Below are 23892 nucleotides of genomic sequence, written 5' to 3' on the forward strand. Positions count from 1 at the left end.
CAGATGCGCGACGCCACTTCCAGGACGGCCCCCCCAGGGTCCCGCATGCCGGGTGCCTGGGTCCGGGCCCTCACGCTGGCTCCAGCCCTGCTGCTGGCGGCCTGCGCGGTGACTCCGCCAAGCGAGACCGGCAAGACGGTGCCAATCGCCAAGCGGGTGCCCGACCATGTGAAGACGACACAGGCGCCCGACACCGATCCGGCCCACTACCAGGTCCTCGCCGGCACTCATTTCTCTTACCGCTGCCATGTGCCCTACGTGCTGAGCACGCAGCAGGCGGCCATCGAGGTGTGCGAGATCGATCCGGTCAAGCTGCAGATCCTCCATTGGCCCGAGACCGAGGTCATCCAGATCGTGTCCGGCCGGGTAAGCATCACCGAAGCGGACGGCAGCACGCGCCACTACGCGGCCGGTGACCTGTTCGTCCTGCCGCAAGGCTTCAAGGGCATCTGGGAGCAAGCGGAACCCTTGTCCAAGGTGGTCGTGCGCCATCCGCTGTTCTGGAAGGACTGAGCCCGCCAGGGCCGTCCTGTCCCCACCGGGAAACAACACTGCGAGACCCGATGACATGTGAAGTCTACGTAGGCGCGGCGCACTATGCGGCCGGGACGCTCCTACCCATCGAGCACGGGATTCCCGATCCCGCCATCTGCGCCTCGCTGCGCGCCGGCAACCACGGCGCCAACACCTATGCGCACCATGCATCGGACATCCTCGAACTGGCGGAGGCGGCGATGCGCGCCTGCCTGGCCGGCGCGGCGCTGCGGCCCGGACAGATCGATGCCGTGTTCCTTGTCTCCAGCGCGCTGGACGCCCGCAACAACCTCGACCCTGCCTGGCTGGGAGACCTGAACGAGCGCCTCGAGCTCGACCAGGCCGTGCACTACCACATCGGCATCACGGGCTGTGGCGGCTTCCACTGGGCAGCCCGGCTGGCGGCCGGCCTGGTGGGCGCGGGCAGCTGCAGCCGCATCCTGGTTGTCTGCTTCGACCAGGCCGCGGGGCCGCTGCAGCGCCTCTACGGCGAAGGCACGAGCTTCACCTATGTCACCGGCGATGCAGCCGCGGCCTGCGTCATCGGCAACAGCGCCGAGGGCCTGGACTACCGGCTGCTGGGGCAGGTGGTCAACCTGTATGACGGCAAGCAGATCGCACGGCCCTCGATCGACAGTGAGATCGAGACGATCTCCCGCCTGTTCCAGAAGACCTATGAGCAGGCGGGCCTGTCACCGCGCGACATCGACGCCTTCATCACCAACAACTATTCCCTCGACATCAGCCGGCTCTATTGCCAGCTGGCCGGGCTCCCGTTCGCAAAGGCCTGGACGTCGACCATCGCCACGCACGCGCACTGCTTCAGCGCAGACAACCTCATCAACCTCAGCCAGCTGACCGCGGCCGGTGGCATGAAGGACGGCGACACCGCCCTGCTGTTCAGCACCGGGCCCATCCAGTGGGGCGCCTGCGTCCTGCAGAAGCTGCCTCGCTCCACCGAAAGGGCCTGCTGATGGACACCGTCGTCTCCCGCTTCCTGGGCATCGCCCAGGCGCATCCCGCCCGACCGGCCCTGGTGTCGGATGCCGAGACGCTCGGCTATGGCGAGTTGCATCGCCATGCGGCCGGCGTCGCCCACGCGGTGCACCAGTGGTTCCAGGCCGAGAAGGGCCGGCCGGTGCAACCCACGGACGTGATCGGCATCCGCATCGAGAAATGTGCGGACCTCTACATCGCGATCGTCGGGGTCCTCCTTGCAGGCGCGAGCTATGTGCCGCTGGACCCGGAGCTGGCCCCGGACACCCAGCGCTACATCATGGAGCGGTGCGCCTGCCCGCTCGTGCTCACGCTGGGCACATCCTGCGGGCTGCCTGAAGGATGCGCCGGCCTCGCCGTGGAGCGCAGCCGGCCCGGCACCGGGCCGGAGCCGGCGGTGGTGCCCCCGCCGGCAACGATCCCGACCGACATCTGCTACACGATCTTCACCTCCGGCTCCACCGGGAAGCCGAAGGGCGTTGCCGTGCACCACGCCAACCTGCTCAACCTGGTGGACTGGGCGGTGCAGGCCTTCGGGATGTCGCCCACCACGCGGGTGCTGCAGTACTCGACCATCAATTTCGACGCCTCCATCCTCGACATCTTCCCCACGCTGTTGAGCGGCGGTGCCCTGTGCATCCCCACCGCCACGCAGCGGCTCGCGGCAGGCGCCCTGGCCGAGTTCTGCCGAAGCACCGGGGTGGACCAGGCCTTCCTGCCACCCTCGCTGCTCGGCGTGCTGGATCCTCTGGCCTTCCGCTCGATCGGCACGCTGCTGACCGGTGGCGAGGCCTGCAGCCCGCAGGTGACGCAGGCCTGGGCGCCCGGCAGGCACTTCTACAACCTCTACGGTCCCACCGAGTGCACGGTGCTGGCCACCTGCCGGCTGCTGGATGCCGGGGCCTCGCCGAAGAACCTCGGCCGCGCCATCAGCGGGGTGCGCACCCACGTCCTCGACGAGGAGGGCCGCCCCGCCCGGCGCGGAGAGCTGCACATAGCCGGGCTCGCGGTGTCGCCCGGCTATGTCGGCGACCCGGCCAGCACGGCGGCCAAGTTCGTGCGGATCAGCGCCCTCGATGCCAGCGTGCTCTACAAGACGGGCGACATCGTCGAGCTGGACGAGGCCGGTGAGCTTCATTTCATCGGCCGCAAGGACCGCCAGGTGAAGGTACGCGGCTATCGCATCGAGCTGGAGGAGATCGAGGGCGCGCTGCTCTCGCTGGGCTGCCGGGAGGTGGCCGTGACGCTGTCGCCCAAGGGCGCGCTCGTCGCCTATGTCGCCACCGGGGAGCCGCTCGATGCGCAAGCGCTGAAGGCGGCGCTCGAGCAGCGCCTGAGCAGCTTCAAGGTGCCGCAGCACATCGTCGCGCTGCCTCGCCTGCCTCACAAGAGCAACGGCAAGGTGGACCACGCGCTCTTGCCGGCGCACGAGCCGGCAGCAGCGACCCATCCAGGCCGGGGCCCGGCCGATGCGCTCGATGCGCGTCACGCACCGATTGCCGAGCTGTGGGCCCAGGCACTCGGCGTCGACGCGGCCGCCCTGCACCTGCAGTCCAACTTCCGCGAGCTGGGCGGCAGCTCGATCGACATCGTGCATCTGTTGAGCGCCGTGGAGAGTCGGTTCGGCGCTTCGGTCAGCTTCATCGACTTCTTCAAACAACCGACCATCGAGTTTCTATTTCACTCTCTCAGCGAAAGCCAGGACACACCATGTTGATAGCCATGAACCACGTCGGTCTCACCGTGTTGAGCATCGAGGACACCATCCGCTTCTACAAGCAGCTGACCACCGTCGAGGTGTTCGAGGAAACGGTCCACATCTCCGGCGACGGGGTGGGCGAAGTGATCAATGTGCAGAAGCCCGACTACAAGTCCTGCATGGTCCGCATCGGCAACCGCAGCTTCGAGCTGATCGAGCACCTCAGCTCGAAGGGCCGGCACCTGGTGGCCAACCACAACGATGTCTGCGGCATCCACCTCGCCTTCATGGTCAGTGACATCGAGGACATCTACCAGCGGGTGAAAACGCTCGGCATCGAGCCCACCACCCGGGCGCCCTACACCGCCACCGACCTGGGCGGCTACAAGGCCTTCTTCTTCCGTGACCCCAACGGCGTGCAGATCGAGATCGGCCAGGTCCACTGAGGCCAGGCCCGGAGCCACCATGAAAATCATCAAATGCGGACTCGAGCACCTGCAAAGCGCAGCAGAGCTGTTCGACAACTACCGGATCTTCTACGAGCAGGCCAGTGACCCGGAAGGCGCCCGCGCCTTCATCCAGGCCAACATCGAGCACGATCGCTCGCAGATCTTCCTCCTGCTGGACGACAGCGGCCGGGCGGTGGCCTTCTCGCAGCTGTACCCGTCGTACTGCTCGATCGCGATGAAGCCGTTCTACTACCTGTCGGACCTCTACGTCGACAAGTCGGCCCGGCGCCACGGTTATGCCAAGAAGCTGATGGAATACCTCATCCTCTACTTCGGCGAGCGCGCCATCCAGCGCCTGACGCTGGAGACGGCGACCACCAACCATGCCGCGCAACGTCTCTACGAATCGCTCGGCTACGAGAAGGAACAGGTGTTCATCACCTATCACAAGATCCTGTGACGCGTCGCCACGGCCGGCCCCTGACTCGTCGGCGGCGCAGCTCGACTCAGCCGCCCGCCCGCCGGGGAGCCCGGCCGTAGGGCCAGCTCCACGCTGGGCAGGCCGGCACTGGCCGGTGGAGCAAGCCGTCCCCGCAGGCGGCCCGCGACGGGGCGGGCTGGCCTGCCGTGCCAGGGTCGCCCCCGGCCTTCGCTGAACACCGCGCGCCGCCGGACAGCGCGTGGGCGCGGCGGCGGGCCGCTGCGAGCACGCGGCCTGCCGCGCCCCTGTGTGCCCCCAGACGTCGTCCCGGGTCCGTGCCGACCTGACCCCAACTGCCCAACACACTCCATGGAATCCACTGCCAGCGCACCCATACACGACCTGATCGGCGTCGGCGCCGGACCGTTCAACCTCGGCCTCGCCGCCCTGCTCGATCCCCTCCCGTCGCTGAGCTGCCGGTTCTTCGAAGCCAAGGATCGCTTCAACTGGCATGCCGGGCTGCTGATGGAGGACTGCACCCTGCAGGTGCCATTCATGGCGGACCTGGTGACGATGGTCGACCCGACCAGCCGCTACAGCTACCTCAACTACCTGCACGAGCAGGGCCGGCTCTACCAGTTCTACTTCTACGAGAACTTCCACATCCCTCGCACCGAATACAACCGGTATTGCCAATGGGTCAGCCAGCAGCTGCGCGGCATGCAGTTCTCGACCCAGGTGATCGGGGTCGAGCCCGCCGGCCCGCTGTTCCGGGTGTCGGTGAGGGACACCGCCAGCCAGGCCGTGTCCCACCACCTGGCCCGCAATCTCGTGCTGGGCATCGGCACGGTGCCGAGCTGGCCGGAGGCGGCCCGGGACTTCCAGGGCCATCCCGGCTGCCTGCACTCGGCCGACTACCTGTTCCGCAAAGCCGAGCTGCAGCGCAAGAAGAGCATCACCATCGTCGGCGGCGGGCAGAGCGCGGCCGAGATCGTGCTCGACCTGCTGAACGAGCAGCCGGCGCACGGCTATGAACTGCACTGGATCTCGCGCAGCAGCGGGTTCTTCCCCATGGAGTACTCGAAGCTCGGGCTGGAGCATTTCTCGCCCGACTACATCGAGCACTTCCACCGGCTGCCCGAGGAACAGCGCAACCGGGTCCGAAGCGGCCAGGGCCATTGGTACAAGGGCATCTCCTTCAGCACCATCAAGGACATCTACGACCGCCTGTACATCCGCTCCATCGAGAAAGCAGCACCGGTCGTGCTGCAGGCCCGCACCGAGCTCACGCAGCTCGAAGCGCAGGCAGGGCGCCTGCGGCTGACGTTCCGGCACCTCGACCTGCAGCAGTGCTTCGAGGTCGAGAGCGACGCGGTGGTCCTGGCCACCGGACACCAGTACGTGTTCCCGTCCTTCCTGAACGGCGTCCGGCATGCCCTGCAGACCAATGCGCAAGGACAGCCGCTGATCGACCGCAACTACGGCATCGTGAGCGATGCGACGCTGGGCGGCCGCATCTATGTGCAGAACGGCGAGATGCACACCCACGGCATAGGCGCGCAGGACCTGGGCCTGGGCCCCTACCGCAGCGCCACCATCATCAACACCGTGCTCGGCCGCGAGCACTACCGCGTGTCTTCTCGCAACGTGTTCCAGAGCTTCGGCATCGCGGACAAATGGCGCACCGCCATCCAGGACGCCGCCTGAGCACGCCCTCCTCCACCCGGGGCCGGCATGCCCACACCAGCTGCCTGCGGCCTCTTCGACATGGCATCCCTTCGACACCATGAACAGCACCATCGCCACCCGCCCCCTCGCAGGCCCCCAGGCTTTCCCCGGCCACCGGGGCGACTATGACTTCCCGCAGGACCAGACGCTGGGCAACCAGGAAAAGCTGGAATCGGCCGTCCGATCCTATCCACGGCGCTTCCCCATCTCGATCAAGCGCGCCGCAGGCGCGATGATCGAGGACACCCGCGGGCAGGCTTATCTCGACTGCCTGTCCGGCGCCGGCGCGCTGCCGCTCGGCCACAGCCATCCCGAGATCAACCAGGAGATCGTGGCCCAGCTGAACGCCGGCCTGCCCTACCAGACGCTCGACGTGACGACGCCGGTGAAGGACGCCTTCGTGCAGGAAGTGATGGCCTTCCTGCCGCAATCCTTCGCCCAGGAGGCCTGCATCCAGTTCTGCGGCCCGTCCGGCTCGGACGCGGTGGAAGCCGCGCTGAAGCTGGCCAAGCTGTACACCGGGCGCAGCAACATCGTGGCGTTCCATGGCGCCTACCACGGCATGACCAACGGCTCGCTGGCGCTGATGGGCAACCTCAACGCCAAGGCCCGCCGCAGCGGGCTGATGCCGGATGTGCATTTCCTGCCCTTCCCCTACAGCCTGCGCTGCAAGTTCGGCCTGGGCGGCGAGGCCGGCGAGCGCGCCTCCATCCGCTACATTGAATCGGTGCTGCATGACCAGGAGAGCGGCATCGTCAAGCCGGCAGCCATCATCCTGGAGCCCATCCAGGGCGAAGGGGGCGTCATCCCGGCATCGCCGGCCTGGCTGAAGGAGATCCGCCGCATCACGTCGGAGCTCGGCATCCTGCTGATCCTGGACGAGATCCAGTGCGGCATCGGCCGGTCGGGCCGGAACTTCGCCTTCGAATACGCCGGCATCGACCCGGACATCCTCGTCCTGTCCAAGGCCGTCGGCGGCGGCCTGCCGCTGTCCTGCCTGGTGTTCAAGAAGAAGTTCGATGCCTGGAACGCGGGCGAGCATGCCGGCACCTTCCGGGGCAACCAGCTCGCCATGGCGGCGGGCGCCAAGACGCTGCAGATCATCCGGCGCGACGACCTGGTCGCCAACGCTGCCCACAGGGGTGAGCGGCTCGCCGCGCGGCTGCGCGAGCTGCAGCGCGAGCAGCCCTGCATCGCCGAAGTGCGCGGGCGGGGTCTGATGCTGGGCGTGGAGATCGTCGATCCCCGCAAGGCCGACGCACTGGGCCAGCCGCTGGCACATCCGGAGCTGGCCAACCGCATCCAGCACACCGCGCTGAAGCACGGCCTCATCATCGAGAAGGGGGGCCGCCATGGTGCGGTGCTGCGCTTCCTGCCGCCCCTCAACATCACCGAGCAGCAGGTGGACTATGCCGCGTGGGCGTTCGCCCAGGCGGTCCGGTTGTGCGGGGAGTGAGCGCGATGCAGGACTGGCAACAGCATTTCATCCGGGTCGGCGCCGGCGGCAGCGACGACTACCGCCAGGCCATGGCCACCTGCACCGAGCAGATCACCGCGCTGTTCGAAGCAGCGCAGGCGCCCTACTCGGGCATCGATCCGCTGGCCCTGCGCGCGGCCATCGCCCGGCAGCCCCTGTCGCAGGAGAGCGTGGTGCCGCTGGCGGCGGCCATCGAGGAGGCCGGCACCCTGATCGGCCGCAACTCCATCCTGGTGCAGCACCCCCACTGCATCGCCCACCTGCACACACCGCCGATGATCGCCGGCATGGTGGCCGACCGCTTCATGTCCGCCCAGAACCAGTCGCTCGACTCCTGGGACCAGTCGGGCGCGGCCACCTATGTGGAGCAGCATGTCATCGACTGGATGTGCGAGCTGTTCGGCTATGCCGGCAGCGGGGACGGTGTCTTCACCAGCGGCGGCACGCAGGGCAACATCATGGCCCTGCTCATTGCCCGCGACTGGGCCGCCCACCGCATCTCGGGCCACGACGTGCAGCGCGACGGCCTGCCCCCGTACTTCTCCAAGCTGCGCATCGTCGGCTCGGCCAAGAGCCACTTCACGCTCAGGAAGGCCGCCGCCCTGATGGGCCTGGGCCAGCAGGCGATGGTCACCGTGCCCTCGCATCCCGACGGCACGATGGTGGTGGAGGCGCTCGAGCCCACCCTGGCCGGCCTCCGGCAGGCCGGGCTCATTCCCTTCGCCGTCGTGGGCACGGCCGGCACGACCGACCACGGCGCGGTGGACGACCTGCGCTCCATCGCGGCCATCGCGCAGCAGCACCAGGCCTGGTTCCATGTGGACGCGGCCTATGGCGGCGCCTTGATGCTGAGCCGGGCCAGGCACCGGCTGGCCGGCATCGAGCAGGCCGACTCGGTGATCGTCGACTTCCACAAGCTCTGGTTCCAGCCCATCAGCTGCGGCGCCATCCTCCTCAAGGACCGCGGCCACTTCCGCCACCTGCTGCATCGCGCCGAGTACCTGAACCGTGAAAGCGACGAGCTGCCGAACCTGGTGGACAAATCGATCTCGGCCACCCGGCGCTTCGATGCACTGAAGGTGTGGATGACATTGCGCGCGGTCGGGGCGGCTACCATCGGTGCCATGGTGGACCACCTGCTCGAACAGACCCAGGCCGTGGCCGGCCTGGTGCGGGACCGCCCGGCGCTTCGGCTGCTGGCCCGTCCCAGCCTGTCGACCATCCTGTTCCGGTACGTCGGCGTGCCGCAGGCCGACGCGCTCGACGACTTCAACCGGAGGCTGCGCGTCGGCCTCCTGAAGGCCGGCGTGGCCGTGCTGGGCGAGACCATGGTGGACGGGCAAGTGGCCTTGAAGCTCACCATCCTGAACCCCTGCCTGTCGATGGGCGACTTCGAGCAGCTGCTGGACAAGATCACCGACTTCGCCGCCCGGCTGCCGCCGGCACAGCAGCCGGCATGAGGTGGCATCGGGCCGGCGGATCATCGGCAACGGGCCGCGCCGGCCCATCGACTGGCCCACGGCCTGAGGAGCCATCAACATGATCGACAAGGCCCGCCTGGCCCGGCGCTGTGCGCCGATCAAGGGAACGCAATGCCGGTATGTCGAGACCTCGGTCGGCCTGTGCCGCATCGACTGGTCCGGCGAGCTGCTGCAGGGCGTGCACCTGAACCAGAGCCTGTCTGACGAATCCTCCGTCGCAGACAGCGTGCCGCCCTTCGTGGCCGAGGCCATCGATGGCATACGCCGGGCGGTGGACGGGCAGCCGGTGGCGTTCGACCTGGCCCGGCTCGATTGGTCCCTGGTGCGCGACTTCAGCAAGCGCGTGCTGATCACGACGCATGCCATTCCGCCCGGGCGGACGATGACCTACAAGGAAGTCGCCGCCGCAGTGGGCAGCCCGGGCGCCATGCGGGCCGTCGGGCAGGCGCTGGGCAAGAACCCGTGGTCCATCATTGTTCCCTGCCATCGCGTGCTCGGCTCCCGCGGCTTGATCGGTGGCTTCTCCGCGCCGGACGGCACGCGCGTCAAGCAGGCGCTGCTGCTGTCCGAAGCCCGCCATGCCGGGCTGAGCCTGCCGCTGACCGACGCCACCAGTCCCGCCGCCGCGGCCTGAGGCCGGCCCCCGCCCTCAGGCGCCTTGCAGGTCTCGCCTCACATACACGCTGCCGTCGCTGTCGGTGCGGTGGATCGAGAAGCCGGCTGCCAGATACATGCTCAACGGGCCGAAGTGATGTTCGGCATCCTTGGTTGCCGCCGGCCGCGGATTCGCTTCGGCATAGCGCAGGCCCTGCGCCCGCAGCGACTCGCAGGCTGCCTCCAGCAGCGCGCTGGCAATGCCCTGTCCACGGTGGTTCGGCGCCACCAGGAAGCACATGATGGCGCCGACCGCGTCCGCGTCGGGGGTGGGTTCGTTGTCCAGCGCCCGGTATAGCCGGCGCGGCCCGGCACTGCACCAACCCACCGGCCGGCCGTCCAGGTAGGCGAGCAGGCCCTGCATCGCGCCGCTGGCAACGCGCTGGCAGGCTTGCTGGCGGTTCTCCTGGGCCGTCCTGGAAGGCCAGTGCACCACCGCATGGTCTTCATGGAAGCACTGGCAGTAGCAGAAGGCCCAGGCCGGGTTGTCGGCGAACGCATCACCGTCGAACAGGCGAAGGAAGTCGGGCAATGTTCCGGGCTGCAGGGGCCGGATGTCGATAGGGTGGGGGGTCAACAGCAACTCCTCGATCAGGCACTCGCCGCAGGCCGAAAAAAAATCGCGCACACCTGCTTGACGAAGAAGTGAAGACTCTTTACAGTTCAACCTGTCGCTGCAACGCCATCGCTGCAGCTCCTGAATCGTACCGACCATTCCACTGAAGAGTTCATCGTGAAAACCCACGGCCACATCATCGATCGCTCGCTGTCCCTGCTGGGTCAGTGCGGCTTCGTGCCGGCGGGCGTCGAGAGCCAGTGCTGCAGCCAGCGGCACAGTGACCGTTCGATGAATCAAGATCCGTCCGTCCTGCGCCGGCCAGTGGCTGCATCGCAGGGTGAGGAACATCGAAAACATCCGGGCCAGGGAGGCGCTTGAGGCGCACACCCCTGTCGCTTGATCACCGATCAAGGCCCGGATTCCGAAAGGATCCGGGCCTTTTTGCTTTCTGCCGGGCAACCGCAAAGCGGTTCAGCCCATCCCGAGCCGGCTGGCGACCGGCCATCGTGTTCCACCGGGACACACCGTTGCGCACGGCGCAACGGACTGCTCTTTAACAAGTTGCCGCGAGCCGCCTGTGCCACTGGGTACAAGGCGCGCTCGCATCTCAAGAAGAAATGAAGCGGATATAGCTCAGTCGGCAGAGCGCGACCATGCCACGGTCGAGGCCCCGGGTTCGAATCCCGGTATCCGCTCCAGCATCTCATTGCGGGTGTGCTTCAGCACCACGGCCAGTCAGTTGCCTCTGAAAGCGCAGGGGTGGCCGGGATGTGCGCAGCGGGCCGGCCCGCATCGTGCAGCGAGACCGCGCTGAGCGGGAGTTCCCCGCGCTCGCGCCGAAGCACAACCGCAATGGGATACAGGGCAGCGCTCCGTCACTCCAGGAGCCGCCCATTTGGAGAGCTGCCCGAGCGGTAAGGGGCCGGCTTGCTAAGCCGTGGCCGGTGCGAAAGCGCCGCACAGGTTCGAATCCTGTGCTCTCCGCCAATTGATCATCTGGTTCATGAGTCTCGTTCGTCTAGCGGTCCAGGACACGACGCTTTCACTGTCGGAACACGGGTTCGATCCCCGTACGAAACGCCAGCCTGCCTGGCAGCACCTTGGCCCGCTTCCAGCGGCGCCGGCCTGATCCGGCCTTGACTGGGCGGCACCCCCTTGGCGGCTCACACTGATCTGATGGGGTGTCGTCGAGTGGCCTCAGACAGCCGGCTTTGACCCGGTGTACGCAGGTTCGAATCCTGCCGCCCCTGCCCCCCGCGACGGTGCCCCTGCCAGGCCCCGGATGCGCTTGCACAGGACAGGCCCTGCGCTGCCTGCCTGGTGCTGCCCCGTGCCGGCCCTCGTGTCGTGCAGGGCCAACCCCAGCCAGGACGCGCATGTGGCCACTGCCGTGGCAGGCGCATCATCCCCCCACCCTTGCGTCCGTAGCTCAGCTGGCAAGAGCGTGGCCGTCCGAAGGCCAAGGCCGGTGGTTCAAGTCCATCCGGACGCTCCAATGCGCGGCTCGCCGCGCCGATGACAGACACCGCCCGCATGGGCCGATGTCGCGCACGGAGGGGCCCTGGGCGCCCCTCTCTCTTCCGGCGCGAAGGCCGGCCAAAGGACAGGAAAGGCCGCATCGACGCTTCACGTCGGGCAGCCTGCGATGTCCTTGCCGCCCGGGTCGCGCCGCCCGTTTTTCCGTTCGAGGGCGGGGAATGCAGGTGGAACTACAGCCTGCCATGCTCGTGGTCGCGGGTTCGAATCCCGCCGGCTTCCCGTCAGGGGGGCCGTAGCTCAGTGGTTAGAGCACGATGTTTCACCGCTCCTTGTCACCGCCTTCGAACGGATCCTTCATGTCGAGCCAGCCCGCCCTGCCCAGTGCACGGCCCGGCAGGTGCCACCGCGTGCCGGCCCTGCGGCCGGAGCGCGGTTCGGACAACAGGGACAATCCAGCGTCGCCCCCCGTTTGGAGAACGCGCTTGAAAACCTATGAAATTGAAGTACAGCGCCTGAAGTCGATGAAGCACGACAAGGGCCTGATCGAGATCAACATCGATGCCCTCGTGCTGGCCCGTGCCGTGCGCGACGAGCAGTCCGCCACCAGCAGCCTGCGCCTGCAGGTCGACGATGCCCGCACCCTGCTCATCCTGCTGAAGCAGCAGCTGGCCGAACTCGACAAGCTGCAGCCGCGCAGCCGGCGCTCGGGCCGCTGCTGAAGCGCGAAACCGCTCCCCGGCCTGGCGCCGCCGCGACCGGTGCTGCGCCGGCCCGCCCGCCGGCCGCACCTGGGTCCGAGTCCCGCCGCAAAGGCAGCACCGCCACCAACTTGCCCGGCCTTCCGCGCCGCTGCCCCATCGGCAGGAGCGGATGCAGCCAAGCCGCCGGCCAGGGGCAGGCACCACGGCAGCCCTCATCGGGCCCGCGCCAGGCGGGCTGCCATCGGCCGCAAGGACGGGGCGGCGTCGGAACCCGTCACCGTAGAACACCAGGGAGGCCGGGCATGCAGGTCCTCGCCACCCAATTGCTCCGTTAACTCAGAGGCCAGAGTGCCGGCCTGTCTAGCCGGAAGCCGCGGGTTCGACTCCCGCACGGGGCGCCACTGTCATCACCCACCGAACCGGCGGAAGACCCCAGCCGCCCCCGCATGCCGCCAGCGCCCCGGGGATCGGGCTGGCCGGCTCGGGCGGGCCGGAGGGACGCCGCCCGGTCATCGAAGTGGCTGCGTCTCCCCGGAAAGCCGACCGGTCGAGTTCGGTCGGTGACCCAAATCATCTCGGGATTGCCAAGCGGTCGAAGGCAGCGGTTTGCAACACCGCCGGCATCTTGCCCTCGCTGGTTCGAATCCAGCTCCCGAGTCCTTTGCCCGGTGCCGGGGGCACCCGCTCGGATCGAGCGGCCGCCCCCGGCCCTTGCTTGCTGTGCCAGCCGCATGCTGCATGCGGGCCACGGTGCCGGGATTCCCTTCAACCCGCACCTCGTGTAGCTCAGTGGCAGAGCACCGTCTTGATAAGGCGGGGGCCGGTGGATCGTTCCCACCCACGAGGACCAAGACCAGCGTGCAGGCCCGTCCGGGACCGCTGCTCCTGCTGACAGGCAAGAGCGGTGCCTCGACCAGGGCCGCCCGTGCGGGCAGGACAAACTCGGTGTGGCGCAGCAGGCAGCGCGCGTGCTTTGGGAGCATGAGGTCGTCCGTTCGATCCGGACCACCGAGACCATCGCGTCGCAATGGCGCGCAACCGGGCGGCGCCCGGCCCGGGGCCGGAGGCGGCGCGGCCGGTGCCTGCCACCTCCCCCCTCACGGTGCGCTCAGGTGTGGCCGTAGCTCAACGGCAGAGCCGCGGGTTGTGGTCCCGCTGGTGTCGGTTCGATTCCGACCGGCCACCCCTGAGCGCATCCCCCTTTCCCCTCGTGCGGGTGCCGATGTGATCGGCGCGCGGCCCCGGGGGTTTCAGTCGCCTTGGCGACAAGGCCCGCCCCCCGGTCTCCGTCCCGGGGAAGCGGGCCACCCCAGGAGAACATCATGAAGAATCACAAGCAAGAACCGCCATTCCGGTGTCGAGACGACGAGCAAGCGTCGCAAGAGGCAGTGGTCTGAGGCCCGCGTGCAGGCGGCACCGTTGTCGTGCAGGGCGCCAAGCCCCTGCACGAGACATTCGGCCGCCATGCACCCTGCCCGTGTGGGTGGGGTCGCTGCTTTCGAGCGCTGCTGCGAGCGCAGCGGCTGCTTCGACGGCATGCGGCACCCTCATGACCACCGCGCGTAGCCGGCGCCATCGACCGGGCCGTGCCGCTCGGCAACGGCAATGTCCTGCGGCATCGCCGCCGGCCGCTTTCGCGCCGGTGCAGGCTCGCCGATCGCCGAGGCTGCCCGAAGCTGCCAGTCCATCCGGACGCATCACCCCCCAATAAGGAGAACAGCCATGGAGCTGATGAAGAATGTCCAGGGATGGACCGAAGGCGTCGAGGTCGACCACCAGGCGCTCAACCAGATCCGCCACATCGCCGGCCTGCCCATCGTGGCGGGTCATGTGGCCATCATGCCCGACGTGCACCTGGGCAAGGGCGCGACGGTGGGCTCCGTGATTCCCACCCGGGGCGCCATCATTCCCGCGGCCGTCGGTGTCGACATCGGCTGCGGCATGTGTGCCGTGCGAACCGACCTGCGGGCCGGGGATCTGCCCGACAGCCTGGCCGCCATTCGATCGGCGATCGAATCCTTGGTGCCGGTCGGGTTCGCGGCGCACGACAAGGAAGTGAACCCGACGCATGAAGCCGCCCATGGCCGCGTGCTGAAGCAGCGCATGGACGCGCTGTACGCCCGGTTCGAGAAGCTGTCCATCCTGTCGGTGCTCGGTGCCCTCGACGCCCGCCGCATCTGGAAGCAGATCGGCACGCTGGGCGGCGGCAACCACTTCATCGAACTGTGCCTCGACGAGGCCGGCGCGGTGTGGGTGATGCTGCACTCCGGCTCGCGCAATATTGGCAAGACGATCGGCGAAGCCGCCATCGGCATGGCGCGCGAAGCGTGCGCCCGGGCCGGCGTGGGCTTGCCCGACCGCGACCTGGCCTGGCTGAACGAAGGCTCGCCCGAGTTCCACCAGTATGTGCAGGCCTTGCAATGGGCGCAGGACTACGCGGCGCTCAACCGCGACCTGATGCTGTTCCGCGTGATGCGCGCACTGCGCGAGACACTCGGGCGCGAGATCGGCTCCACCAAGGAAGCCATCAACTGCCACCACAACTACGCGACGGTCGAAGAGCATTTCGGCGCCAAGGTGTGGATCACCCGCAAGGGCGCGGTGAGCGCGCGCGAAGGCCAGCTCGGGATCATTCCCGGCTCGATGGGCGCCAAGTCCTACATCGTGCGGGGCAAGGGCAACCCCTTGTCGTACTGCTCATGCTCGCATGGCGCCGGCCGGCGCCACTCGCGCGGCATGGCAAAGCGCCTGTTCGACCTCGACGCGCTGGCGGCCCAGACGGCCGGCGTGGAATGCCGCAAGGACGAAGGCGTGCTCGACGAGATTCCGGGCGCCTACAAGGACATCGATGCCGTCATGGCCGCGCAGGCCGACCTGGTGAGCGTGGAGCACACGCTCAAGCAGGTCTTGTGTGTGAAAGGCTGAAAGGCTGGAGGGGGCTGGTACTGCCATCTTCCTTCAGCGATTCCCCAAGAAAAGCAGAAGGAAGGAAAGGAGGAAACTCCGATGCACCAGCACGTCCTGCAACTGGACATCCAGGGTACGCCACAGCGTTGGATCACGCTGGAGCAGGCGGCCCTGCACTACGCCACCGACACGGTCGCCTGGGTCGACGGCAACGAGCCGCTGCGCACGCTGCGCGGCGGCGTCAACGCGGCCACCGGCCGGCAGTCGCTGATCGAGGTGCACCCGATCATCGCGCTGCGGGGCGCGTCCCGCATCAACCTGTTCGAGGTCACGCCCTCGCTCGCGAAACACAAGCTGTTCTGCCGCGACCGATACACCTGCGCCTACTGCGGCCAGCGCTTCCAGGAGCGTGAACTGCAATGCGAGCACATCGTGCCGGAATCGCGCGGTGGCGGATGGACCTGGATGAACCTGGTCACTGCCTGCGGCCCGTGCAACGGCCGCAAGGCCGCCCGCACGCCCGAGGAGGCCGCCATGCCGCTGCTCTACCTGCCCTATGTGCCCAGCCGCTTCGAAGATTTTCTGCTCGAAGGCCGGCACATCCGGGCCGACGTGCACGAGTGGCTGGCCGCACGCCTGCCGAGGGGATCGCGGCTGAACTGACACCCACACCCCGACCATGACCCGAAGGAGGCTCCAATGGTCAACACCCAACTGTTCCAGACGCTGAAGGGTGGACTGCTGCCGAAGGCCGATGCCGTGAACCACGCGCAGGCCCCGGCCTACGCCTTCAGCCCTCGCCACCAGCTGGCGCAACTGGCAGCCACCGGCTGCCTCAACCACACCTTCTACGCCACCGCCGACGAGCAGCTCGACCAGGTGCTGGTCCTGGCCCGCGAGCTCGAACCGGCCTTCGTCGCAAAGACGGCGATCCACGCGCGACAGGCCGGCCACATGAAGGACATGCCGGCGCTGCTGCTGGCGGTGCTGGCCAGCCGCGACGTGCAACTGCTCGAATCCGCCTTCGGCCGTGTGGTGGACAGCGGCAAGATGCTGCGCAACTTCGTGCAGATCGTCCGCTCCGGCGTGACCGGTCGCAAGTCGCTCGGCTCACGGCCGAAGAAGCTGGTGCAGCAATGGCTGCTGACGGCCAGCGAAGCGCAGCTGCTGCAGGCGTCGGTGGGCAACAGCCCGTCGCTGGCAGACGTCGTCAAGATGGTGCACCCCAAGCCGACGGAGCCCTGGCGCGCCGCCTGGTTCGCCTGGTTGATCGGCAAGCCGCATGACGAGGCGGCGCTGCCGCCGCTCACCTGGGCGTTCGAGCAATTCAAGCGCGCCTTGCTGAACGGGCCGGATGCCACGCGGCCGCTGCCGGCGCTGCCGGACGTGCCGTTCCAGCTGCTGACCGCCCTCGACTTGTCGACCGGGCACTGGTCCGACATCGCCCGCAAAGGGTCGTGGCAGATGGTGCGGCAGAACCTCAACACCTTTGCGCGCCACGGCGTGTTCGCGGTGCCGGGGGTGGCCGAGGCTGTGGCGGCGAAGCTGCGCGACCTCTCCTCGATCCGGCGGGCCCGCGTGCTGCCCTACCAGTTGCTGGCGGCTTTCAAGGCGGCGGGCCCGGAGGTGCCGGCGGTGGTGCGTGAAGCGCTGCAGGACGCGATGGACACCGCACTGGTGAACGTGCCGCAGCTCGACGGCCAGGTTGTGGTGTGTCCCGACGTGTCGGGCTCGATGAGCTCGGCAGTGACGGGCCAGCGCGGCACTGCCACTTCGGCGGTGCGTTGCATCGACATCGCGGCGCTGGTGGCAGCGGCCTTCTGCGCGAAGAACCGGCACACGCAGGTGCTGCCGTTCGAGCGGACGGTGGTGCAGGTCGATCTGAATCCTCGCGATTCGGTGCTGACCAACGCGGCCCGGCTGGCATCGATCGGCGGCGGCGGCACCAACGTCAGCGCACCGCTGGCGCGGTTGAACGATCAGCGCGCCATGGTGGACCTGGTCGTCATCGTCTCGGACAACGAGTCGTGGGTGGATGCCCGCCACCACGGCGGCACCGAAACGATGCGCCAATGGTCCGCGTTGAAGGCCCGTTGCCCCGCAGCCAAGCTGGTGTGCATCGACATCCAGCCGAACCGCACCAGCCAGGCGGCGGAGCGGGCCGACGTGATGAACGTCGGCGGATTCTCGGATGCGGTCTTCCTCGCGGTGGCGCAGTTTGCCAACGGCACGCTGGACGCCGGCCACTGGGTGGGCGAGATCGAGAAGATCCCGCTCGAGGCGCAGTGAGGAAGCAGTAGAACGGCGTCGCAGGCGAATGCGCGCAGGAGTACAGCACCACCCTGCCCAGGAGGCCGCTGACCTCCACCGGTGACCCCGGCCGGCAGCTCTTGCGCCTCTTGTCGCCTGCGACGCCACCCGCCCTGTTTTCGGCGCGAATGCGGGCAGGACTCCATGGATCATCAAGTTCGACTCTTGACGCCGGGCGACCGGCGAGGTCTTGCCCATTCTGGTCGCGCCACCCTTTTCCGTTCGAAGGCGGTGAATGCAGGTGGAACTACAGCCTGTCACGCTCGCGGTCGCGGGTTCGAGTCCCGCCGGTCTCCGCAAGGGGAACGTAGCTCAGTAGGTAGAGCACGACGTTTCACCGATCCTCGTCACTGTCTTCGGATGGATCTTTCCTCGTGGAAAACGGGCGCCTTCGGGCGCCCGTTTTTTTTGGTGGCACCGACCCTGCGTCATCGCCCTTGCGACGCGGCGCTTGACGCAAAGAGCGCTTCGAAGGCCGGAGACAGCGGCTCGGTGACACGGCCAGCCTCGCAGGCCGCCTCCCTGTCCAGAGCAAGCCAATGGCAGAGACCAGCCGCCCGGCGACCCGGAAGGCCCGGCCGCCGGCCGGCAGGAACAGGCGCCCCTCAGGCCGTCCCCTCAGGCCGCCTGCAGCACGGGGGCCAGCACCGCCAGGGGCAGGTTCCCGGCGCGCAGCACCGCATCGTTGAAGCGCACGTCGCCGCCGGCACTGCCTCGCCGGTTCCGCCATTGCGTCCGCAAGCGCAGCAGCTCGGCCTGCCCGATCATGTAGCCGCAGGCCTGGCCCGGCTTGACGCAGTAGCGGTCGACCTCGCCTTCCAGCGCGCCGCGCGGGCGGCCGGTGGCGTCCGCCATGGCCTGGATCGCGCGCTCGCGGCTCCAGCCCAGGGCATGCAGCCCGGTGTCCACCACCAAGCGCGTCGCGCGCAACTGCTGCGCCTGCAGGTAGCCCAGGCGGGCCAATGGGTCGTCGTCGTAGAAGCGCGCCTCGTCCACCAGTTGCTCGGCATACAGCGCCCAGCCTTCGGAATAGCCGTTGAACTTGAGCAGCGCATGGATCGGATGGCGCCGTGCCAGCTCGGCCTCGTTCGCCTCCTGCCACACGTGGCCGGGCAGGGTCTCATGCGCCACCAGCGTGGGCAGCGCCCAGCGTGGCCACTGCGCGGTGTCGCGCAGGTTGAGGTAGAAGGTGGCTTCGCGCGAGCCATCGAGCGAGCCGGGGGACAGGTAGGCGCCGGCCGCCCCAGCCTCGACCTCTACCGGCACTCGCTCCACCGCCAGCGGCGCCCGCAGGGGCAGTGCCGACCAGCGCGGCATGGCGGCACGGAACCGGACCACCCACTGCCGGCACAAGGTCAGGGCCGCCTCGCGGCCGGCGTCGGTGTTCTGGAAGCCGTGCTGGGCGGCGCGGCCCAGGGCCCGCATGCGCTCGCCCACCGAGCCTTGCGCCAGCCCCTGCGATCGCAGCAGGCGGTCCATCTCCGCGCCGATCTCGGCCGACCGCGCCAGCCCGATGCGGTGGACCTCGGCAGCGGACCGCGCGGTGGTCGTGCCCACGCGCAGGGCCCAGGCGTAGTAGCGCTCGCCGTCGGGGAGGTGACACACGCCAGCCTCGTCGCGTGCACGCGCCATCGCGGCGTGAACCGCATCACGCTGACGCTGCACGGCGGGATGAAAGCCACGTTCCCAATGAAAACCCGCCTGCGCCAGCGCGCCAGGCGTGCCCGGTGCACTGGCCCGCAAGGCCGCCAGCGGGCGCGAGGCCGCCGGCGGCGTGGCGAGCAAGCCGTCGAGCTGATCGAGCAGGGTCGCGAGCACAAAGCGGGGTGGCAGGACGCCCCGTGCGGCGTCGTGGCGGAATCGCTCGGTCTCGTGGTCGATCTGCGCGGGCAGGGCCGCCAGGCGGGCCAGCCAGGCATCGAGGTCCTGCGGCGTGCGCAGCGGCTGGTGGCTCGCCAGGAAGGGCGGCGCGTTCAATGCCAGGCCCAGCATCTGGTTGATCGCATAGGGCGTGTTCTCCTGGCACAGCATGGCGACCAGCCCTTGGTCGCCGTAGCCGAAGGCGGCGCCTTCCACGGCGAGCTCCAGCGCAAAGCGCACGGCATCGAGCGTGGCAGCGGCGCTGGCATCCAGGCCGGCGCGGGGCAGGCGGTCGAGTCGTGCCAGTGCCTCCGCATTGCGTGCGCTGCCCGCCTGGGCCGCAGCCAGCGACCGATCGGCCCACCGGCTGCGCAGCGCCCGGTGCTGGCCGAGGTCCAGCCCTTGGGCCGTGGCCTCGTGGGGCGCGTCGGCCAGCCATTGGGCCAGCAGCGCGTCGAGCTGCCGGTTCAGCGCCGATGCTGGCGTGGGCGTGCGCGGCGCAGTGCAGGCGGCGAGCGCCGCTGCGGCACACCAGGCGCCGCTGCGCTGCAGCCACTGCCGCCTGGAAACAGGGTGGGGGTGAAACGGGTCCATGCCGGGATCATGGTTCATGCTGCCTGATGCCAAAATGAATCGTCATTCATACCCTGGGGTGCCACGGATGCCACGCAGCCCGCAAATGACCCTCGGTCAGCTGGAGCTCTTTGTCGCACTGGTCGAGGCCGGCGGGTTCTCGGCCGCGGGGGCGCGGCTTGGCATTGGCCAGTCGTCGGTCAGCCACACGGTGAAGGCGCTGGAGCAGGCGCTGGGCACCCCGCTGTTCGATCGCCGCCAGTCGCCCCGGTGCTCACCGACGGCGCGCGCCGCCTGCTGCCCCACGCGCGGGCCATGTTGTCCGCGGCCGAGGCCATTCGCCAGGAGGTGCAGGCCGAGAAGGGGCTGAAGGCGGGCCTGTTGCGCATTGGCTCCTTCGGACCCAGTTCGTCCCTGCGCCTGCTGCCGCAGCTGCTGCGTGCCTTTGCGCTGCGTCACCCGGGGGTGGAGATGCGGGTGGAGGAAGAGGCGGACGGTGTCATTGCGCAGTGGCTGGTCGACCGGCGGGTGGAACTCGGCTTTGTCACCTTGCCCGAGGCTCGCTTCGACACGGTGCATCTGGCGAGCGACGAATACGTGGCGGTGCTGCCCGAGCACCATCCGCTGGCCGCCCAGGAAGCGGTGCGCCCACGGCAGCTGCATCGGCAACGCTACATCGCCACCTCGGCCGGCTGCGGGGACGAGATTGCCGCGCTGCTGGCTCGCGCGGGGGCCGAACCGGTGGAGCTGTTCAGGCTGCCGCAGGTGCTGTCGGTGCTGGGGCTGGTGCAGCAGGGGCTGGGGGTGTCGGTGTCGGTGAGGCTGGCGTTGCCGGATGTGTGGCCCGGCGTGGTGTACCGGCCGTTGCGGCCGGCGGCGGCCCGGCATGTGGGGTTGGCGATGCTGGATCAGGGCGCGCTGTCGCCGGGCGCGCGGGCGTTTGTGGAAATGGCCCGGGCGCAATCCATCATGTGATCCGATGTGCCCGGGCCGCGCGGCGCGCCCGACCCACGCCCGCCGTTCAAGTGGCCAGCACCATGTCCGCTGCGATCCACAGCAGAGGGGTGGCGCGGGCGGGAACCGGCCGGTCGCTTCCGACGCCCGACGGGTTGCAAGCACCTCCGCCTGACCCGGTCTACCCGGAGGCGCCAGGCTGAGCTGGAATCGAAAGCAAGCTACGCTGTGCGCAGGCCCGCGCGCTTCTTCAGGAGAACCGATGTTTGACCACGTGAAATTCGGAGCCAGCGACTATGCAGCCAGCAAGGCGTTCTTCCTGCAGGCGCTCGAGCCGCTGGGCGTCGCCCTTGTCGCGGAGGGACCGCCGACCTACGGTGTCGAGCTCAGCGCAGACGGCAAGTCGTCTCTGTGCATCTACGAAACCCAGGAGAAGCCAGCGCATCTTCACCTGGCGTTCGTGGCAGAGAATCGCGAGCAGGTCGCGGCTTTCCATCGCGCGGCCCTGGCGGCGGGTGGCAAAGACCATGGTGCGCCGGGCCTGCGCCCGCACTACCACGCGAACTACTATGCGGCTTTCGTCATTGGTCCCGACGGGCACAACATCGAAGTGGTTTGCCATGCACCGGAGGCCTGACTCTCCGATCGAGCGGGCAACGCCGGGCGACCGCTGCCGGCAGCGGGCCCTCTCGTCTTGCCGCGAACGATCCGTGTCATTGATCTCTCGGACATCGCACCCATGCCTGCGACAGCGCGCCTCGGGACGAAGGCCGCATGGCAGCGGGAGCAGGCCAAGCGCGGGCCCTTCCCGCTTTTGAGCTCCGCATGGACCGCAGGCAACTCGTGCTCTTTCTCGAGCATCCGTACGCGGCGTTCGACGGATCTCTGGCTGCGCCAACGGAGCTGCTTCTCGCCGGCTTGACTTGGCCGACCGAACACTGGGTGGACCTGGCGGTGTCATGGATCGAGCAGGGAGCGCCGATCGATGAAGGCATTGCCTGCGCGCTCGAAGAGGTCAGCAGGAAGCCGTTCTCCCAGCGCCTGCGACACCGCAGCTTTGCGCTGGCGGCACGGTGGCGGCGGCAGGGGAACGCAAGGCGACGGGATGGGGACTGAAACGGCGCAGCCTGGGGTTCGCTCTCACCACACAAGCGTCCGCGTCAAGTAGACAGCCTATTGCCCGAGTCCTCGGCGGCCGTGATCCTGAGCAGCAACTGCCGTGGCGGCAGCCCTCCCAGGGCGTCGTGAGATGTGCGCTCGTTGTGGTCGAGCAGCACCTTCGATGATCCAAGGCCTGCACGGCGTACATGAGCTTGAGCTTGGCGTTCTCTGCTTCCAGGCGACCTGGCTCTCGCTGAGCTTGCTCTCTCTTATCGGTCTTCGCCTCCCGCTCGCGACCGCATTGTCCAGATGCAGGCATCTTCGGCTTGGGGGAGCCCACGCAAGGAGCAGCCGCGCCTGGCCAGGCTCAACGACTGCCGATTGCAGTAGTTCGAGTGCCGCAAACGGTTGGTGATTCAAGCCGGCTGCTGGCAGGCAAAACGAACCCGGAACCGGATCGTGGAGGAACGTGTTGCAGGGTCCAGAGAGACTGGCGCGTCTTCGTCTGCGCCTGCCCCCGGGCCCATTGCCGCCGCGGCATACCCTCCCCAAGCCTCATCGCCGTAGGCGCCGGAGTGGCCGATCTTGCTGCCCAGTTCCTCGACCTCGACAACACCTCGGAGGCAGAGTCCAGCGGCGGCCGCGATGTTTTCAGCCTTGGTCCGTGCGTTCGCCAAGGCTTCCCGCTCGGCACTGCGCCTTGCTTCTTCGGATGTGGCAAATCGTGGGGGGCGCATGAAGACCGACAGGGTGTGGCGCTGGTTCTCGAACAGCGGCTCCAGCGCCGCCAGCGCGCCGCTCAGTCGCTGCATGTCATCGCATGCCAGCAAGATGCGGTGCGAGGCTTCTTGGCCGGCCTTTCGCTTCCCGTACCATGGACGCCAAACATCCGCTCCGCCCTCCTGCAGTTCGCTGTCTCTCAAGCCGCTCTTGCGAAGCGACTCCACGCATCGACGACGCAACTCCGTCGCTTCGTTCACCGCCGTCTCGGTCTGCGCGGCTCGCACGGACATCGTCAGATCGGCGCGGTACTCGGCCGCCGTCTCGACCAGTTGGGCAGCACCAACCACCTCGATGGAGTTCTGCACCTTGTGTGCTCCTCTTCGTGAATCATCGCCGCGCAGTTCGCTTCTCGCGCAAGGCTCCAGTAAGGCGCCCGCTGGGCACATCAGACGCGGTTGATGCACAGCCGCGGTGCATGTGCGAGGCCAGCCGTATCGATGGGATCAGGGGGCAGAGTGACCCGCTGGACCTTGACGCAACTGCATCTGCAGGTCGGAGAGTTTGAGCTTTGAGGCAATCTTATGGCGCAATTGCTTCAGATCCTGCAGCACGCTGGTCAACTCCCTTTCGGAGGGGCGAAGGGGATGGAGTGACATGGCCAAAGTCGGGATGACGTCACGCCGCATGAACCGGCGGCCTGAGAGCGCGAACTGCCAAACGAGAAGCAAGGCGCCCAAGCCCATGAAGACCAGCAGCGACAGCTCGGCGGCATCCGGGTAAACGGAACGGACAACACCAGGCCCTACAGCGGTGAGAGCCAGCGCACCACCAGCAGCCAAAGCGACCTCTTTGTCAATGTGAGTGGCAGCGAATCGCTTCTCAACCTTGGGAGAAAGCAGTTCGAAGGTATTTCTGATCAGTGCATACCGCTCTTCGCCGGACAGCAGCGTGGGATCGCGCTTCACCTTCGCTTCCAGCTCAAGCCGTTCACGCAGCACGGTGGCAAGGTGGGGAAACGTGCGTTGCTGCAGTTCGGGCAACGGCACGACCGTCTTCACTGCCCCTGCATAAACCGAGGGCTCGGCATTGAAAGAGGTCTTGCAGGCTTGACAAGTACGCTCGTAGCCGACGAGCTCGCCCTGCCCGAAACTGAGGTAATAGACGTGGCCCACCGACCCTAGCCGCTCCAGCTTGAACGGCTGGATCACTCTGCAAATAGGGCAAAAATCAGCCACGTAGCCGAGGCCGCGCCGCACCAGTTTGCGTCCCCACACAATGAACATTGC

The 23892-nt window shown here is 68.1% G+C and carries 21 protein-coding genes and 10 tRNA genes; 27 read left to right on the forward strand and 4 right to left on the reverse strand.

The annotated features are described in order from the left end of the window. Window positions 1-45 precede the first annotated feature (45 nt). The 9 genes from N7L95_RS12265 to N7L95_RS12305 all read left to right on the forward strand — a co-directional run bounded on the left by N7L95_RS12265 (window position 46) and on the right by N7L95_RS12305 (window position 9419). Window positions 46-513 carry a cupin domain-containing protein gene (locus N7L95_RS12265; protein ID WP_301255542.1) on the forward strand — a complete coding sequence of 156 codons (468 nt, stop codon included), beginning with the start codon at window positions 46-48 and terminating at the stop codon, window positions 511-513. A 50-nt stretch (window positions 514-563) separates the two neighbouring features. Next, on the forward strand, window positions 564-1508 hold the full coding sequence (locus N7L95_RS12270) for a 3-oxoacyl-[acyl-carrier-protein] synthase III C-terminal domain-containing protein (protein ID WP_301255543.1): 945 nt from the start codon (window positions 564-566) through the stop codon (window positions 1506-1508). After that, window positions 1508-3247, forward strand: a complete 1740-nt coding sequence (locus N7L95_RS12275; protein ID WP_301255544.1) for a non-ribosomal peptide synthetase — start codon at window positions 1508-1510, stop codon at window positions 3245-3247. Before N7L95_RS12270 ends, N7L95_RS12275 begins: the two co-directional genes overlap by 1 nt. 5 nt (window positions 3248-3252) lie before the next feature. Further along, the gene (locus tag N7L95_RS12280) at window positions 3253-3675 is read left to right on the forward strand and encodes a VOC family protein (RefSeq protein ID WP_301255545.1); all 423 of its coding nucleotides are present in this window, start codon (window positions 3253-3255) and stop codon (window positions 3673-3675) included. Between the two features lie 19 nt (window positions 3676-3694). Next, a complete protein-coding gene (locus N7L95_RS12285) occupies window positions 3695-4138 on the forward strand; it encodes a GNAT family N-acetyltransferase (protein ID WP_301255546.1) in 444 nt (147 codons plus the stop codon). A 330-nt stretch (window positions 4139-4468) separates the two neighbouring features. Next, window positions 4469-5806 (forward strand): lysine N(6)-hydroxylase/L-ornithine N(5)-oxygenase family protein, encoded by a 1338-nt coding sequence (locus N7L95_RS12290; RefSeq protein WP_301255547.1) that lies wholly within the window; start codon window positions 4469-4471, stop codon window positions 5804-5806. Between the two features lie 79 nt (window positions 5807-5885). After that, entirely contained in the window at window positions 5886-7283 is a 1398-nt protein-coding gene (locus tag N7L95_RS12295; protein ID WP_301255548.1) for a diaminobutyrate--2-oxoglutarate transaminase family protein, read from the forward strand. A gap of 5 nt (window positions 7284-7288) precedes the next feature. Further along, window positions 7289-8764, forward strand: a complete 1476-nt coding sequence (locus tag N7L95_RS12300) for a pyridoxal phosphate-dependent decarboxylase family protein (RefSeq protein ID WP_301255549.1) — start codon at window positions 7289-7291, stop codon at window positions 8762-8764. A 79-nt stretch (window positions 8765-8843) separates the two neighbouring features. Further along, entirely contained in the window at window positions 8844-9419 is a 576-nt protein-coding gene (locus N7L95_RS12305; protein WP_301255550.1) for a methylated-DNA--[protein]-cysteine S-methyltransferase, read from the forward strand. 15 nt (window positions 9420-9434) lie between these two features. Here the strand turns inward: N7L95_RS12305 and N7L95_RS12310 are convergent, their stop codons facing one another. After that, the gene (locus N7L95_RS12310; RefSeq protein WP_301255551.1) at window positions 9435-10457 is read right to left on the reverse strand and encodes a GNAT family N-acetyltransferase; all 1023 of its coding nucleotides are present in this window, start codon (window positions 10455-10457) and stop codon (window positions 9435-9437) included. A 163-nt stretch (window positions 10458-10620) separates the two neighbouring features. On the opposite strand from N7L95_RS12310, the gene N7L95_RS12315 reads away from it, so the two are divergent. The 14 genes from N7L95_RS12315 (at window position 10621) to N7L95_RS12380 (ending at window position 17374) form a co-directional block, all read left to right on the forward strand. After that, window positions 10621-10696 (forward strand) — tRNA-Gly (locus tag N7L95_RS12315). 199 nt (window positions 10697-10895) lie between these two features. Continuing rightward, window positions 10896-10985, forward strand: a tRNA-Ser gene (locus N7L95_RS12320). A gap of 20 nt (window positions 10986-11005) precedes the next feature. Continuing rightward, window positions 11006-11081, forward strand: a tRNA-Glu gene (locus N7L95_RS12325). Window positions 11082-11176: 95 nt separating this feature from the next. Then, window positions 11177-11248 (forward strand) — tRNA-Gln (locus tag N7L95_RS12330). Window positions 11249-11416: 168 nt separating this feature from the next. Beyond that, window positions 11417-11493, forward strand: a tRNA-Arg gene (locus N7L95_RS12335). 466 nt (window positions 11494-11959) lie between these two features. Then, a complete protein-coding gene (locus N7L95_RS12340; RefSeq protein WP_301255552.1) occupies window positions 11960-12196 on the forward strand; it encodes a hypothetical protein in 237 nt (78 codons plus the stop codon). Between the two features lie 307 nt (window positions 12197-12503). After that, window positions 12504-12579 (forward strand) — tRNA-Asp (locus N7L95_RS12345). A gap of 173 nt (window positions 12580-12752) precedes the next feature. Further along, window positions 12753-12836 (forward strand) — tRNA-Cys (locus N7L95_RS12350). A 117-nt stretch (window positions 12837-12953) separates the two neighbouring features. After that, a tRNA-Ile gene (locus N7L95_RS12355) sits at window positions 12954-13028 on the forward strand. Window positions 13029-13119: 91 nt separating this feature from the next. Next, window positions 13120-13195: transfer RNA gene (locus N7L95_RS12360), tRNA-Pro, on the forward strand. Between the two features lie 97 nt (window positions 13196-13292). Then, a tRNA-His gene (locus tag N7L95_RS12365) sits at window positions 13293-13363 on the forward strand. A 537-nt stretch (window positions 13364-13900) separates the two neighbouring features. Next, window positions 13901-15103 (forward strand): RtcB family protein, encoded by a 1203-nt coding sequence (locus N7L95_RS12370; protein ID WP_301260142.1) that lies wholly within the window; start codon window positions 13901-13903, stop codon window positions 15101-15103. 81 nt (window positions 15104-15184) lie between these two features. Beyond that, complete coding sequence (locus N7L95_RS12375; RefSeq protein WP_301255553.1) at window positions 15185-15748, forward strand: HNH endonuclease; 564 nt, start codon at window positions 15185-15187, stop codon at window positions 15746-15748. A 36-nt stretch (window positions 15749-15784) separates the two neighbouring features. Beyond that, entirely contained in the window at window positions 15785-17374 is a 1590-nt protein-coding gene (locus tag N7L95_RS12380) for a vWA domain-containing protein (RefSeq protein WP_301255554.1), read from the forward strand. A gap of 639 nt (window positions 17375-18013) precedes the next feature. On the opposite strand, the gene N7L95_RS12385 is transcribed toward N7L95_RS12380, so the two are convergent. Further along, entirely contained in the window at window positions 18014-19867 is a 1854-nt protein-coding gene (locus tag N7L95_RS12385) for a DUF885 domain-containing protein (protein WP_301255555.1), read from the reverse strand. Window positions 19868-19934: 67 nt separating this feature from the next. On the opposite strand from N7L95_RS12385, the gene N7L95_RS29595 reads away from it, so the two are divergent. The 4 genes from N7L95_RS29595 to N7L95_RS12400 all read left to right on the forward strand — a co-directional run bounded on the left by N7L95_RS29595 (window position 19935) and on the right by N7L95_RS12400 (window position 21898). Then, complete coding sequence (locus tag N7L95_RS29595; RefSeq protein ID WP_363324834.1) at window positions 19935-20198, forward strand: helix-turn-helix domain-containing protein; 264 nt, start codon at window positions 19935-19937, stop codon at window positions 20196-20198. Beyond that, window positions 20144-20803, forward strand: coding sequence for a LysR family transcriptional regulator substrate-binding protein (locus N7L95_RS12390; RefSeq protein ID WP_363324835.1), 660 nt, complete (start codon window positions 20144-20146; stop codon window positions 20801-20803). The genes N7L95_RS29595 and N7L95_RS12390 overlap by 55 nt, the downstream gene beginning before the upstream one ends. 241 nt (window positions 20804-21044) lie before the next feature. Continuing rightward, on the forward strand, window positions 21045-21419 hold the full coding sequence (locus N7L95_RS12395; protein ID WP_301255556.1) for a VOC family protein: 375 nt from the start codon (window positions 21045-21047) through the stop codon (window positions 21417-21419). Between the two features lie 188 nt (window positions 21420-21607). Next, window positions 21608-21898 carry a hypothetical protein gene (locus tag N7L95_RS12400; RefSeq protein ID WP_301255557.1) on the forward strand — a complete coding sequence of 97 codons (291 nt, stop codon included), beginning with the start codon at window positions 21608-21610 and terminating at the stop codon, window positions 21896-21898. A gap of 401 nt (window positions 21899-22299) precedes the next feature. Here the strand turns inward: N7L95_RS12400 and N7L95_RS12405 are convergent, their stop codons facing one another. Further along, entirely contained in the window at window positions 22300-22971 is a 672-nt protein-coding gene (locus N7L95_RS12405) for an SIMPL domain-containing protein (RefSeq protein WP_301255558.1), read from the reverse strand. A gap of 138 nt (window positions 22972-23109) precedes the next feature. Then, window positions 23110-23889 carry a hypothetical protein gene (locus N7L95_RS12410; RefSeq protein ID WP_301255559.1) on the reverse strand — a complete coding sequence of 260 codons (780 nt, stop codon included), beginning with the start codon at window positions 23887-23889 and terminating at the stop codon, window positions 23110-23112. Between the last annotated feature and the right edge of the window lie 3 nt (window positions 23890-23892).

The sequence above is a fragment of the Eleftheria terrae genome (genome assembly GCF_030419005.1).
Taxonomy (GTDB): Bacteria; Pseudomonadota; Gammaproteobacteria; order Burkholderiales; family Burkholderiaceae_C; genus Caldimonas; species Caldimonas terrae.

What these genes read in the sequence shown, in the direction of transcription:
- N7L95_RS12265 (WP_301255542.1), top strand. Translation starts at nt 46, where the DNA reads ATGCCGGGTGCCTGGGTCCGGGCCCTCACGCTGGCTCCAGCCCTGCTG.
- N7L95_RS12270 (WP_301255543.1), top strand. Translation starts at nt 564, where the DNA reads ATGACATGTGAAGTCTACGTAGGCGCGGCGCACTATGCGGCCGGGACG.
- N7L95_RS12275 (WP_301255544.1), top strand. Translation starts at nt 1,508, where the DNA reads ATGGACACCGTCGTCTCCCGCTTCCTGGGCATCGCCCAGGCGCATCCC.
- N7L95_RS12280 (WP_301255545.1), top strand. Translation starts at nt 3,253, where the DNA reads ATGAACCACGTCGGTCTCACCGTGTTGAGCATCGAGGACACCATCCGC.
- N7L95_RS12285 (WP_301255546.1), top strand. Translation starts at nt 3,695, where the DNA reads ATGAAAATCATCAAATGCGGACTCGAGCACCTGCAAAGCGCAGCAGAG.
- N7L95_RS12290 (WP_301255547.1), top strand. Translation starts at nt 4,469, where the DNA reads ATGGAATCCACTGCCAGCGCACCCATACACGACCTGATCGGCGTCGGC.
- N7L95_RS12295 (WP_301255548.1), top strand. Translation starts at nt 5,886, where the DNA reads ATGAACAGCACCATCGCCACCCGCCCCCTCGCAGGCCCCCAGGCTTTC.
- N7L95_RS12300 (WP_301255549.1), top strand. Translation starts at nt 7,289, where the DNA reads ATGCAGGACTGGCAACAGCATTTCATCCGGGTCGGCGCCGGCGGCAGC.
- N7L95_RS12305 (WP_301255550.1), top strand. Translation starts at nt 8,844, where the DNA reads ATGATCGACAAGGCCCGCCTGGCCCGGCGCTGTGCGCCGATCAAGGGA.
- N7L95_RS12370 (WP_301260142.1), top strand. Translation starts at nt 13,901, where the DNA reads ATGGAGCTGATGAAGAATGTCCAGGGATGGACCGAAGGCGTCGAGGTC.
- N7L95_RS12375 (WP_301255553.1), top strand. Translation starts at nt 15,185, where the DNA reads ATGCACCAGCACGTCCTGCAACTGGACATCCAGGGTACGCCACAGCGT.
- N7L95_RS12380 (WP_301255554.1), top strand. Translation starts at nt 15,785, where the DNA reads ATGGTCAACACCCAACTGTTCCAGACGCTGAAGGGTGGACTGCTGCCG.
- N7L95_RS12385 (WP_301255555.1), bottom strand. Translation starts at nt 19,867, where the DNA reads ATGAACCATGATCCCGGCATGGACCCGTTTCACCCCCACCCTGTTTCC.
- N7L95_RS29595 (WP_363324834.1), top strand. Translation starts at nt 19,935, where the DNA reads ATGACCCTCGGTCAGCTGGAGCTCTTTGTCGCACTGGTCGAGGCCGGC.
- N7L95_RS12390 (WP_363324835.1), top strand. Translation starts at nt 20,144, where the DNA reads ATGTTGTCCGCGGCCGAGGCCATTCGCCAGGAGGTGCAGGCCGAGAAG.
- N7L95_RS12395 (WP_301255556.1), top strand. Translation starts at nt 21,045, where the DNA reads ATGTTTGACCACGTGAAATTCGGAGCCAGCGACTATGCAGCCAGCAAG.
- N7L95_RS12400 (WP_301255557.1), top strand. Translation starts at nt 21,608, where the DNA reads ATGGACCGCAGGCAACTCGTGCTCTTTCTCGAGCATCCGTACGCGGCG.
- N7L95_RS12410 (WP_301255559.1), bottom strand. Translation starts at nt 23,889, where the DNA reads ATGTTCATTGTGTGGGGACGCAAACTGGTGCGGCGCGGCCTCGGCTAC.